The sequence below is a fragment of the Mycobacterium sp. BMJ-28 genome (assembly GCF_054404835.1).
Genome location: NZ_CM136783.1, coordinates 1,214,710 through 1,226,149 on the forward strand (window position 1 = coordinate 1,214,710; position 11,440 = coordinate 1,226,149).

The 11,440-nt window shown below is 67.6% G+C and carries 11 protein-coding genes; 5 read left to right on the forward strand and 6 right to left on the reverse strand.

Going from position 1 to position 11,440, the window contains the following annotated elements; genetic code table 11:
• Positions 1-70: 70 nt before the first annotated feature.
• From purT to ACXPWS_RS06075, 3 genes are all read right to left on the reverse strand, one after another.
• Positions 71-1,270: a formate-dependent phosphoribosylglycinamide formyltransferase gene (gene purT / locus ACXPWS_RS06065; protein ID WP_458711580.1), complete on the reverse strand. Its 1,200-nt coding sequence runs from the start codon at positions 1,268-1,270 to the stop codon at positions 71-73.
• A 242-nt stretch (positions 1,271-1,512) separates the two neighbouring features.
• Positions 1,513-2,730: an acetyl-CoA C-acetyltransferase gene (locus ACXPWS_RS06070; protein ID WP_458711581.1), complete on the reverse strand. Its 1,218-nt coding sequence runs from the start codon at positions 2,728-2,730 to the stop codon at positions 1,513-1,515.
• 52 nt (positions 2,731-2,782) lie between these two features.
• The gene (locus ACXPWS_RS06075; protein ID WP_458711582.1) at positions 2,783-3,742 is read right to left on the reverse strand and encodes an SGNH/GDSL hydrolase family protein; all 960 of its coding nucleotides are present in this window, start codon (positions 3,740-3,742) and stop codon (positions 2,783-2,785) included.
• A 195-nt stretch (positions 3,743-3,937) separates the two neighbouring features.
• Between ACXPWS_RS06075 and ACXPWS_RS06080 the strand changes: the two genes are divergently transcribed.
• The 5 genes from ACXPWS_RS06080 to ACXPWS_RS06100 all read left to right on the forward strand — a co-directional run bounded on the left by ACXPWS_RS06080 (position 3,938) and on the right by ACXPWS_RS06100 (position 9,595).
• Positions 3,938-4,975, forward strand: a complete 1,038-nt coding sequence (locus ACXPWS_RS06080) for an alpha/beta hydrolase (RefSeq protein WP_458711583.1) — start codon at positions 3,938-3,940, stop codon at positions 4,973-4,975.
• Positions 4,976-5,018: 43 nt separating this feature from the next.
• Positions 5,019-6,413 (forward strand): cystathionine beta-synthase, encoded by a 1,395-nt coding sequence (locus tag ACXPWS_RS06085; protein WP_458711584.1) that lies wholly within the window; start codon positions 5,019-5,021, stop codon positions 6,411-6,413.
• A 187-nt stretch (positions 6,414-6,600) separates the two neighbouring features.
• A complete protein-coding gene (locus tag ACXPWS_RS06090; protein ID WP_458711585.1) occupies positions 6,601-7,221 on the forward strand; it encodes an RDD family protein in 621 nt (206 codons plus the stop codon).
• 84 nt (positions 7,222-7,305) lie between these two features.
• On the forward strand, positions 7,306-8,343 hold the full coding sequence (locus ACXPWS_RS06095) for a DUF7847 domain-containing protein (protein WP_458711586.1): 1,038 nt from the start codon (positions 7,306-7,308) through the stop codon (positions 8,341-8,343).
• 79 nt (positions 8,344-8,422) lie between these two features.
• The gene (locus tag ACXPWS_RS06100) at positions 8,423-9,595 is read left to right on the forward strand and encodes a cystathionine gamma-synthase (RefSeq protein WP_458711587.1); all 1,173 of its coding nucleotides are present in this window, start codon (positions 8,423-8,425) and stop codon (positions 9,593-9,595) included.
• 10 nt (positions 9,596-9,605) lie between these two features.
• Here the strand turns inward: ACXPWS_RS06100 and ACXPWS_RS06105 are convergent, their stop codons facing one another.
• The 3 genes from ACXPWS_RS06105 to ACXPWS_RS06115 all read right to left on the reverse strand — a co-directional run bounded on the left by ACXPWS_RS06105 (position 9,606) and on the right by ACXPWS_RS06115 (position 11,398).
• On the reverse strand, positions 9,606-10,250 hold the full coding sequence (locus ACXPWS_RS06105; protein ID WP_458711588.1) for a GOLPH3/VPS74 family protein: 645 nt from the start codon (positions 10,248-10,250) through the stop codon (positions 9,606-9,608).
• 16 nt (positions 10,251-10,266) lie between these two features.
• Positions 10,267-10,761: a transcription elongation factor GreA gene (gene greA, locus ACXPWS_RS06110; RefSeq protein ID WP_458711589.1), complete on the reverse strand. Its 495-nt coding sequence runs from the start codon at positions 10,759-10,761 to the stop codon at positions 10,267-10,269.
• 211 nt (positions 10,762-10,972) lie between these two features.
• The gene (locus ACXPWS_RS06115) at positions 10,973-11,398 is read right to left on the reverse strand and encodes a DUF4307 domain-containing protein (RefSeq protein ID WP_458711590.1); all 426 of its coding nucleotides are present in this window, start codon (positions 11,396-11,398) and stop codon (positions 10,973-10,975) included.
• Positions 11,399-11,440: the final 42 nt, after the last annotated feature.

The window sequence follows — 11,440 nt, forward strand, 5'->3', positions numbered from 1 at the left end:
GATTGCGAGAAAGGGCGCCCACCAGTGGTGGGCGCCCTTTTCGTGTGCCGGGTGCAGCCTCGGCGCCCGACTAAGGCAACCGCGGCTTGACCCGGCTCGCCGCCTCGACCGCGTTGCGGCGCGCGACGTCCACGTCCTCATCGAAGGCCAGCGCCACCCCCATCCGGCGGGTGGTGAAACTCTCCGGTTTGCCGAACAGCCGAATGTCGGTGTGCGGCACCTGCAAAGCCGCGTCCACACCGTCGAACACGACGCCGTGCGCCTCGACACCGCCGTAGATCACCGCGCTCGCACCCGGTGATTTCAGGGTGGTGTCCACCGGCAGGCCGAGGATGGCCCTGGCGTGCAGCTCGAACTCGTTCTGCCACTGGGACACCATCGTCACCATGCCGGTGTCGTGCGGCCGCGGGCTGACCTCGCTGAACCACACCTGCGCACCCTTGACGAACAGTTCGACGCCGAAGATGCCCTGGCCGCCGAGATCGTCGGTGATCGCGCCGGCGATCTGTTGTGCACGTTCCAGCGCCGATGCGGGCATCGGATGCGGTTGCCAGCTCTCGACATAGTCGCCGCTGACCTGTCGGTGTCCGATGGGTTCGCAGAACTGCGTGCGGATCTCGCCGTCGCCGCCGCGCGCCCGCACCGTCAAAAGGGTGATCTCGTAGTCGAAATCGACGAAACCCTCGACGATGATCCGGGTGTTGCTCACCCGGCTGCCGGACATGGCGTACTCCCAGGCCGGCCCGACGTCGTCCGGCCCATCGAGCTTGCTCTGACCCTTGCCGGAACTGCTCATCACCGGTTTGACCACACACGGGTAGCCGATCTCACCGACCGCGGTCTGGAGTTCCTGCAGCGAATCACAGAACCGGTACGGACTGGTGGGTAGTCCCAGAGTCTCGGCGGCCAGCCGGCGAATGCCTTCGCGATCCATGGTCAGCCGGGCCGCCCGCGCCGTCGGGATGACGGTCACCACGCCCTCGGCCTCCAGGGCCTCGAGCACCGGCGTGGCGATGGCCTCGATCTCCGGCACCACCAGATCGGGCTTCTCGGCCTCGATCAGGGCCCGCAGCTGGTCCGGGTCGGTCATCGCGATGGTGCGCGCGTGATGGGCGATCTGGTGCCCCGGCGCGTTGTCGTACCGGTCGACGGCGATGGTCTCGACGCCGAGGCGGGCCAACGCGATCAGCACTTCGCGGCCCAGCTCACCGGAGCCGAGCAGCATCACCCGGGTGGCGTGCGGGGACAGCGGTGTTCCGAGGGTGGTCATAGGCGGGTCGGCGCTGCGTTGCGGGATTCGGTTGTGTACACAGATCGCGATTCATCCACAGACGGCGATCTCAGTGCAACCTCTACGGCCCGCCGTGTCGGGATCGGTGTTGATGCTGGGACGCGTGCGTGCCGCGCTCGATCAACGGCAATCGGATCCGCGCTGAGCGCATCGGCACTGCGCTCAGATCGCGGGTTCTGGTGAAATCGCGATCTGAGCGCAGTCCCAAATGTGCCGCTAACTCAGGAGAGCCGCTCCACGACCATCGCCATGCCCTGGCCGCCGCCGACACACATCGACTCGATGCCGAACGTCTTGTCGTAGGTCGCCAGGTTGTTCAGCAGCGTGGCCGTGATGCGGGCACCGGTCATGCCGAACGGGTGGCCCAGCGCGATGGCGCCGCCGGACACGTTCAGCTTGTCCTCGTCGATGCCCAGCTCACGGGCGGAGCCGATCACCTGCACGGCGAAGGCCTCGTTGATCTCGACCAGGTCGATATCGGAGATCGTCTTGCCGGCCTTCCCGAGTGCCTTGCGGATGGCCTCGATCGGGCCCAGACCCATGATCTCCGGCGACAGCCCGGACACACCGGTGGACACGATGCGCGCCAGCGGGGTGAGGCCGAGTTCCTTGGCCTTGGTGTCGCTCATGATGACCACCGCGGCGGCACCGTCGTTCAGTGGGCACGCGTTGCCGGCGGTGATCGTGCCGTTGGGTCGGAACACCGGCTTGAGCTGGCTGATCTTCTCGTAGGTGGTGCCGGCGCGGGGACCGTCATCGGTGGAGACGACGGTGCCGTCCGGCAGCGTCACCGGGGTGATCTCGCGCTCGAAGAAGCCGCTCTTGATGGCTTCCTCGGCGCGGTTCTGGCTGCGGACACCCCAGTGGTCCTGGTCTTCCCGGCTGATGCCGGTGTAGGTCGCGACGTTCTCGGCGGTCTGGCCCATGGCGATGTAGACGTCCGGGATCAGGCCGTCTTCGCGCGGGTCATGCCACTTGATGTCGCCCTCGGCCTGCGCGACGGTGCGCGCCTGGGCCTCCTCGAACAGGGGGTTCTTCGAGTTCGGCGCGCCGTCGGCGGCACCGACGCCGAAGCGCGACACCGTCTCCACACCCGCGGAGATGAACACGTCACCTTCGCCGGCCTTGATCGCGTGGAACGCCATCCGGGTGGTCTGCAGCGACGACGAGCAGTACCGATTGACCGTGGTGCCGGGCAGGAAGTCGTAGCCCAGCTCCACAGCGACGGCGCGGGCGATGTTGTAGCCGGCCTCACCGGCGGGCTGCGCGCTGCCCATCATCAGGTCGTCGATGTCGCGGGGATCCAGCGAGGGCACCTTGTCCAGTACCGCGCGGACGATCTGGGCGGCCAGGTCGTCGGGACGCATGGTGGCCAGCGAGCCCTTGACGGCGCGGCCGATCGGCGAGCGGGCGGTGGCAACGATGACGGCTTCGGGCATGAGGGCTCCTGGATGATCTCGCGGAAGGTCGACTCGGTAACTACCCCTGAACCTAACCCGTGACAGGAGCGACGATCGGTGCGGGTACTCCCGTCGTGCGCCGCCACAACCGGCTGACGTTGCCCAGCCTGTCGATCAGCGTGCCGTCACCCGTGCGGGACTCCAGCGCCTCCTCGACCTCGGAGTCGGCGTTCCGCACGCCCAGCGCGCACGCCAGCGCCGGGAGCAGCTGGGAGGCCGCCAGTGCATAACCGGCTGCCGACGGGTGGAACATGTCCGACGAGAACAGCACCTCGGGGGCTTTGTAGAACTCGGGAGCGAGCAGGTCCGAGAACGGCACGGGGACACCGCCTGCGCCGTGCACGGCCGCGGCCTGCATGCGGGCCAGCCGCAGTCCCAGGGTGCGGGCCACCAGGCGCAGGGGCTGCGGTATCGCGGTGATGACCCCGAAGTCCGGGCAGGTGCCGACGACGACGACGGCGCCGCTGGCGCGGAGCCTGCCCACCGCGGCACCGAGTCGGCGGGCGGACTGCTGCAACCCGTTCACGGCGGTGATGTCGTTGGCGCCGATCATCACGACGGCGGCGTCCGGTGGTGGTCCGGCCACGAACATCGCGTCGATCTGGCCGGACAGCCCCTTCGACGTGGCGCCGACGATGGCCTTGGTGCTGAGCCGGATGCGCTGACCCGACTCCGCGGCCAGGCCGCGCGCGATCAGCACCCCGGGCACCTCCTCGGCCAGCGTGCAGCCGTATCCGGTGGCCGTCGAGTCGCCGAAGATCATCAGGTGCAGGTCGAAGGGCACGCCGCGGTGCCACTTCTCGACGGGTCCGCCGCCGGGGGAGTAGACGCCGTCGGCGCGCGGCGGCACATCCCAGGATTTCGGGATGACCTGCCGTGCCTTTGCCGCTTGTCCGCTCAGCAGTGAGCGAGCCCCCACATAGGCCGATCCCGTCGACGCGAGGGTGGCCGCGGCCGCAAGGGCGATGGTTGACCGACGCGGTGTGCCCACGACACCGATTTTAGGGTCAGCCACCCGAATGTCAGTGAGCCGGAGCTGTCGGGACGGTCACGTTGCGGTATCGAGTGCGGCACTAAATCGGCTCTTTGATTTGTTGAACAAATTGACGGTGGCAAGCTAAGTTACTCCGGTTGGCTAAGTAACCAGACTTATCGGGGCACTACAACGGCGTAGGAAGTGGTGGCGATGACGGCACCAAGTAAGGTCTCAGGCTCCCCTCGCGCTGCCATCAGTGCAGCTAGAGCCCACCAGGCACGTCGATTCCCGGTCGGTGACTGGGCCCCGGCCGAAGTGGTCGAGGACGGCCCGAGCATTGCGGGCCGATTGGCCGCCCTGGCCGTTCGGATGACCATCAAGCCAGTTCTGGCAATCGGTTGCCGCGCCCCTGCGCTGCCCTGGCCGTTCGGCATCGTCGACTTCGCCGCGCGCGTCCTGCGGCCGTCGGCGGGCACCGTGCGGGCCACCATCGCGTTGCCCAACTGCACCGCCCAGCTGGTCCGGGCCGAGGGTGTGCTGCCCGCCGACGGTAACCGCAGCGTCGTGCTCTACCTGCACGGCGGGGCGTTCCTGGCGTGCGGGGTGAACTCGCACGGCCGCCTGGTGGAGAGCCTGTCGAAATTCGCCGACAGCCCGATGTTCGTCGTGAACTACCGGATGCTGCCCAAGCATTCGATCGGCCAGGCCATCGACGACTGCTACGACGCCTACAAGTGGCTGCGCCTGACGGGATACGCGCCCGAGCACATCGTGCTGGCCGGCGATTCGGCCGGCGGCTATCTGTCGCTGGCGCTGGCGCAGCGGCTGCTGGCCGAGGGTGAGGAGCCGGCCGCCATGGTCACGCTGTCCCCGCTCTTCGAGATCGACAACGCGAGCCGGGAGCGGCATCCGAACATGGACGGGGACGCGATGTTCCCGCCCAACGCATTCGGCGCACTGATCGAACTGATCGACCGGGCCGCGGACAAGCAGCACGAAGACGTGTACGAACCGCTGGACCACATCGAGCCGGGGCTGCCCCGCACGCTCATCCACGTGTCCGGTTCGGAGGTTCTGCTCAACGATGCGCGAAAGGCCGCGCGAATGCTGGCCGCCGCGGGCGTTCCGGTCGAGGTGCGCGTCTGGCCTGGCCAGATGCACGTCTTCCAGATATGTGGACCGTTCGTGAACGAGGCGACCCGCTCGCTGCGCCAGATCGGTGACTACATCCGCGAAGCCACCTGGTGACGCCCGCCTGGTGACCGATTGCGCGGCCTGACACGATGGACGCATGCGCATCGCCAGGCACATCAGTGACCTCATCGGTAATACCCCGCTGGTTCAGCTGAACTCCGTCGTGGCCCCGGGCGCCGGACTGGTCGCCGCCAAGATCGAGTACCTGAACCCGGGCGGCAGTTCCAAGGACCGCATCGCCGTCAAGATGATCGACGCCGCCGAGGCCAGCGGAGCATTGAAGCCGGGCGGCACCATCGTGGAACCGACCTCCGGCAACACCGGGGTCGGCCTGGCGCTGGTGGCCCAGCGCCGCGGCTACAAGTGCATCTTCGTCTGCCCGGACAAGGTCAGCGAGGACAAGCAGAACGTGTTGCGCGCGTACGGCGCCGAGGTCGTGGTGTGCCCGACGGCGGTCGCTCCCGAGGACCCGGACAGCTACTACAGCGTTTCCAACCGGCTGGTCGAGGAGATCGACGGGGCGTGGAAGCCCGACCAGTACTCCAACCCGATGGGACCGGAGTCCCATTACGAGACCACCGGCCCGGAGATCTGGGCCGACACCGAAGGCAAGGTCACGCATTTCGTGGCCGGCGTCGGCACCGGCGGCACCATCACCGGCACCGGCCGCTATCTCAAGGAGGTGTCCGGGGGCCGGGTGCAGATCATCGGCGCCGACCCGGAGGGCTCGGTGTACTCGGGTGGCACCGGGCGCCCGTACCTCGTCGAGGGTGTCGGCGAGGACTTCTGGCCCAGCGCCTATGACCCGGCGGTGCCCGACGAGATCATCGCCGTATCGGATGCGGACTCCTTCGACATGACGCGCCGGCTGGCCCGTGAGGAGGCGCTGCTGGTGGGCGGATCGTGCGGGATGGCCGTCGTGGCGGCGCTGAAGGTGGCCGAGCGTGCGGGACCCGACGCCGTCGTGGTGGTGTTGCTGCCCGACGGTGGACGCGGTTACCTGTCAAAGGTTTTCAACGACGGATGGATGTCGTCCTACGGATTTCTGCGTAGCCGCCTGGACGGGTCCATCGAAGAGTTCACCGTCGGCGACGTATTGCGCCGCAAGTCCGGTGCCTTGCCGGACCTGGTGCACACGCACCCGTCGGAGACCGTCCGCGACGCGATCAACATCCTGCGCGAGTACGGGGTTTCGCAGATGCCCGTCGTGGGCGCGGAGCCGCCGGTGATGGCGGGCGAGGTGGCCGGCAGCGTATCCGAACGCGAATTGCTTTCCGCCGTCTTCGAAGGACGGGCAAAGCTGGTCGACGCGGTTGCCGAGCATATGAGTGCGCCGCTACCGCTAATCGGTTCTGGCGAACTGCTCAGTACCGCGGCCAAGACATTGCGCGATTACGACGCGCTGATGGTCGTCGAGGACGGCAAACCAATTGGCGTGCTCACCCGCCACGATCTTCTCGGGTCTTTGTCCGAGGGCGGTCTACGTCGTTAAGTGCCGTGTGTGCCGCTATTTCGGCGCACTGGCTGATTGCGAAATCAATTAACGATGCTAATCATCGAGCGCGGGAAACGTTCGTATCGGCGCGATGAAGAAATGGCTATGGCAGCCATTTCGGTGGCATTCTCAGGTAAGGTGACAGCGCTCATAGTCAGCTAATTTCCTCACCTGGAAGGCGTCCATGACCACTCCTCCGCCACCTCCGCCTGGGAATTATCCGCCGCCTCCGCCGCCGCCTGGCGGTTATCCACCTCCGCCGCAGGGTGGTTTTCCGCCTCCGCCGCCTCCTGGAGCAGGTTTCGGTGCCGGTGGCCCGGGTGGGGCGCTGCCGAAAGAGTCGTACACGCCGTGGCTGACTCGCGTGCTGGCGTGGCTGATCGACTTCATCCCGGTCGCGATCCTGGAGGGCATCGGCTACGGATTGCTGCTCGGCACCACGGAAACCGTCTGTGTCACCGACACTTCCGAGTACGACCTCGGTGACTTCTGCGCCAGCGGCGCATCGACTTTGGGTCAGGTGTCGTTCTTCATCACCTGGGCGCTGTCCATCGCATACCTGGTGTGGAACTACGGATACCGGCAGGGCACCACCGGATCCAGCATCGGCAAGGGCATCCTGAAATTCAAGGTCATCAGCGAGAAGACCGGTCAGCCAATCGGTTTCGGCCTGTCCATCGTGCGGCAGCTGGCGCACATCGTGGACGGCATCATCTGCTACATCGGATACCTGTTTCCGTTGTGGGACGCCAAACGTCAAACACTCGCCGACAAGATCATGACGACCGTATGTCTGCCACTCTGACCTAGGCTCCATGAAAGCGCCGGTCCGCCACATCGATGCGCAGGCCGGCGTTTCACCGCAACGAACGATTCACGAGAGGGCGTCATGACTCAACCACCACCTCCACCGGGCAATTACCCGCCGCCCGGTGGATACCCGCCGCCGCCGGAGAACGTCCCGCCGGCCGGTGGTTATCCGCCGCCGCCCGCGCCGGGTGGTTACCCGCCGCCGCCGGCCCCCGGTGGTTACCCGCCGCCGCCCGCACCGGGCGGCTACCCGCCGCCCCCCGCCGGCGGTAACTACCCACCGCCGCAAGGGAACTACCCGCCGCCGCCCGCCGGTGGCGGCTACCCCCCACCACCCCCGCCGCAGGGTGGGTACGCGCCGCCGCCGCCCGGATATCCGGGTGCGCCCGCGTTCGGTGGCGGCCCGGGCCAGGGTTTCAACGTCGGCGAGGCGTTCTCCTGGGCGTGGAACAAGTTCAGCAAGAACGCGGCCGCGCTGATCGTCCCGACGCTGGTGTACGGCATCGTCATCGGCATCGTGTACGGCATCGTCTACGGCATCGCGATCGCCTTGGCGCCCAGCGAAGTCACCAGCTACGACTCCTATGACAGCGGCTTCAGCTACTCCTACAGCGCGGGCCTGGGCGCAGGCAGCTACGTGGTGCTGGGCCTCGGCGGAATCATCCTGCTGGTGTTGATGGCCGCCGCGGCGTCGGCGTACATCGGCGGCGTACTCGACATCGCCGACGGTCAACCGGTGCAGATCGGTTCGTTCTTCAAGCCGCGCAACCTCGGATCGGTGATCCTGGCGACCGTTCTGGTCGGCATCCTGACCTCGATCGGGTACTTCCTGTGCGTCATCCCCGGTCTGGCCGTCGCGCTCTTCACCTTTTTCACCACCGTGATTGTTGTCGAGCGCGGCCTGTCCCCGGTCGACGGCATCAAGGCCAGCGTGGACATCGTGAAGGCCAACATCGTCCCGACCATCCTGGCCTGGGTGATCATGGCGGCCATCACCTTCGTCGGTTCGCTGCTGTGCGGTATCGGCCTCATCGTGGCGGTGCCGGTCGCGGTGCTGTTCCAGGTGTACGCCTACCGCAAGCTCAGCGGCGGACCGGTGGCGCCGCTCACCCCGTAGTCAACCGAAGTCGAACCGGGGTGGACCACAAGCGGTCCACCCCGGTTCGCGTTTCACGGGGAGCACTAGCCTGAGGGTCATGAGCGAGCAGCGCAGTGCTTCGGACGCACACCGTTGGCAGGGTCTGGCGACCCGGGCGATCCATGCCGGGTTCCGGCCGGATCCGGCGACCGGCGCCGTGAATGCGCCCATCTACGCCAGCTCGACCTTCGCCCAGGACGGTGTGGGCGGGTTGCGCGGCGGCTTCGAGTACGCCCGCACCGGCAACCCCACCAGGGCCGCGCTGGAGGCTTCGCTGGCCGCCGTCGAGCAGGCCGACTACGGGCGTGCGTTCAGCTCCGGCATGGCGGCCACCGACTGTGCGCTACGCGCGGTGCTGCGCCCCGGCGACCACATCGTCATCCCCGATGACGCCTACGGCGGCACCTTCCGGCTGATCGACAAGGTGTTCACGCAGTGGGGCGTCACCCATACCCCGGTTGCGCTGTCGGATGTCGACGCGGTCGCGGCGGCCATCACCGGGCAGACCAAGCTGGTCTGGGTCGAGACGCCGACCAACCCGCTGCTCAACATCGCCGATATTGCCGCGCTTGCCGCAGTGGCTCACAAGCGCGGAGCAAAGCTGTTGGTGGACAACACTTTTGCTTCGCCGGCGTTGCAGCAGCCGCTCACCCTCGGCGCCGACATCGTGCTGCATTCCACCACCAAGTACATCGGCGGGCACTCCGACGTGGTGGGGGGTGCACTGCTGACCAACGACGAAGAACTGGACACCGCGTTCGCGTTCCTGCAGAACGGTGCCGGTGCGGTGCCGGGTCCCTTCGACGCCTACCTGACCATGCGGGGCCTCAAGACCCTGGTTCTCCGGATGCAGCGGCACAGCGAGAACGGTGCGAAGGTGGCCGAATTCCTGGCCGAGCATCCGGCCGTGTCCACCGTGTTGTACCCGGGGCTGGCCAGCCATCCCGGGCACGCCGTCGCAGCCCAGCAGATGACCGGATTCGGCGGCATGGTGTCGGTCCGGTTGAAGGGCGGCCGGGCCGCGGCGCACGAATTATGCTCGCGCACCGAAATTTTCATTCTTGCCGAATCCTTGGGCGGGGTGGAGTCGCTGATCGAGCATCCCGGCGCCATGACGCACGCGTCCACGGCCGGCTCGCAGCTGGAGGTGCCCGACGATCTGGTCCGGCTGTCGGTGGGCATCGAGGAGGCCGCCGACCTGCTCGGCGATCTGGAGCAGGCGCTGAGCTGACCGGCCGCGTTCAGCCGGCCAGCGCCGGCCGCAACGCCGACGCGGTCACCGCGAGGTTGACCTCCGCCCACCCGGTCGGCTGTTCGTCGACCCAACTGCCCAGCGCGATCTCACCGGCCCTGGCGTGCACCCAGCGCCAGCCCCGGTCGTTGAGACTCAGCAGCGCACCCAGGCCGTCCACCGCGTGCAGCAGCGAGATGATCGCCGCGGTCGGTGGTGGGGGCGGTTGCCGGTCGAAGAGCGCCGCCAGCAGCGCTGCCCGGGCTGGATCGACCCGGGCCCGGCTGATCAGGGGCAGCGCCGCCGACTGATCCGTTCTGCGGATCTGGCCGGTGTGCTCCAGCCAGCCCACCAAGGCGGTCTCACTGTGCTTGCCCACCTTGGCCAACGCGGTGGCGGGCCGCAGCGGCCGGCGCCGCAACAGGTCGAAGGCGGGACCGGTGACGGGATCGAGCGGGCCGGTACCCGTCAGGGCCACCAGGTGACCGGGCGCCACGGGTTCGCCGTCCGCGCTGGGCCGGACCAGGCAGGCGTGGGCGAGGTCCAGCAGCACGGCCGCGCCGAGCACCCGCCGGCGTCGTTGATGCTCCAGACCCGGTAGGGCCGATGAATTGTCGAGCAGTAACAGAAACAGATCCTCGGCGATCTGGGCCATCAGCTAGAAGCCGGCCTCAGGCGTGATACGGCTCCGCGCTGAGCAGCGTCACCGTGACGGTGTTGCCGTTGGGGATCGTGTAGCTGCGGGTATCGCCGACCTTGGCGTCGAGCAATGCCTCGCCCAGCGGTGACTTCGGTGAGTAGACCTCGAGCCGGCCGTCGCTGACACCCTCCTGCCGGGTGGCGATCAGGAAGGTCTCGGTGTCGCTCTTGTCGTCGCCGTACTGCACCTTCACCACGGAACCGGGCAGTGCGACGCCGGACTGCTTGGGCGCCTCGCCGACCTTGGCGCTGTTCAGGAGTTCCTGCAGCTGCCGGATGCGTGCTTCTTCCTGGCCCTGCTGCTCGCGGGCGGCGTGGTAGCCGCCGTTCTCGCGCAGGTCGCCCTCTTCGCGGCGGTCGTTGATCTCGGCGGCGATCACGGGCCGGTTGGCGATCAGCTGGTCCAGCTCCACCTTCAACCGGTCGTGTGCTTCCTGGGTCAGCCAGGTGACCTGAGTATCGGTCATATCCTCGCGCTCCTGTCGTCGATTGTCCTGCGCTCGTGCCGCGTGGGTGCTGTGTCTCAGTACCGCGTTCGCAGCCGCATCTTGCGCGCTAAAGCAGCAATACACGGCTCCAGCCGGAACCGTGTATCGCTCCAGTCTAGCACCGCCGGGTCAGCTGATTTTCATGAATTCGCTGTTCGGCGTTGGTTGCGCCGACGCCCGACGGGGGTTGCTACGGGGTCCGCAGATACGCCGGCACAACGGTGCCGCAACCGTAGATATCGCCGACCACCGGCGCCTTGGTGGTCTTCACCTCGGTGGTGACCTGCACCGACGTCTCGGTCGACGGCGGGACCAGGATTTCGCGGCGGCCCACCTCGCCACCGTCCTTGGATCTTGCCCGCACGATGCAGACCGCCGGCCGCGCCGGGTCGGCCCGGGTCACCGTGATGGTCACCGAAACCGTCTGGTCGTCGACCAGGCGGTAGCCGCCGAGTTCGCCCTTGACGTCCCCCGTGCCGAGCCGGTTGAACGCGACGAACGCCAGGGCCACACCCGCCACCACGATCAGTGCGGTCAACCCGATCGCCACCCGGCGTCGGGTACTGCGGGACAATCGCTGACGCCCGTAGCGGGCGGCGGGACGGTCGATGGTCAAGGTTTTGGCTGCCCGTCGGTCGGTTGCTTCTCCTAGGACTGG

Coding starts and splice junctions, on each gene's coding strand:
- greA (WP_458711589.1), bottom strand. CDS start 10,761: ATGACCGATACTCAGGTCACCTGGCTGACCCAGGAAGCACACGACCGG.
- ACXPWS_RS06090 (WP_458711585.1), top strand. CDS start 6,601: ATGACCACTCCTCCGCCACCTCCGCCTGGGAATTATCCGCCGCCTCCG.
- ACXPWS_RS06080 (WP_458711583.1), top strand. CDS start 3,938: ATGACGGCACCAAGTAAGGTCTCAGGCTCCCCTCGCGCTGCCATCAGT.
- ACXPWS_RS06095 (WP_458711586.1), top strand. CDS start 7,306: ATGACTCAACCACCACCTCCACCGGGCAATTACCCGCCGCCCGGTGGA.
- purT (WP_458711580.1), bottom strand. CDS start 1,270: ATGACCACCCTCGGAACACCGCTGTCCCCGCACGCCACCCGGGTGATG.
- ACXPWS_RS06105 (WP_458711588.1), bottom strand. CDS start 10,250: ATGGCCCAGATCGCCGAGGATCTGTTTCTGTTACTGCTCGACAATTCA.
- ACXPWS_RS06085 (WP_458711584.1), top strand. CDS start 5,019: ATGCGCATCGCCAGGCACATCAGTGACCTCATCGGTAATACCCCGCTG.
- ACXPWS_RS06100 (WP_458711587.1), top strand. CDS start 8,423: ATGAGCGAGCAGCGCAGTGCTTCGGACGCACACCGTTGGCAGGGTCTG.
- ACXPWS_RS06070 (WP_458711581.1), bottom strand. CDS start 2,730: ATGCCCGAAGCCGTCATCGTTGCCACCGCCCGCTCGCCGATCGGCCGC.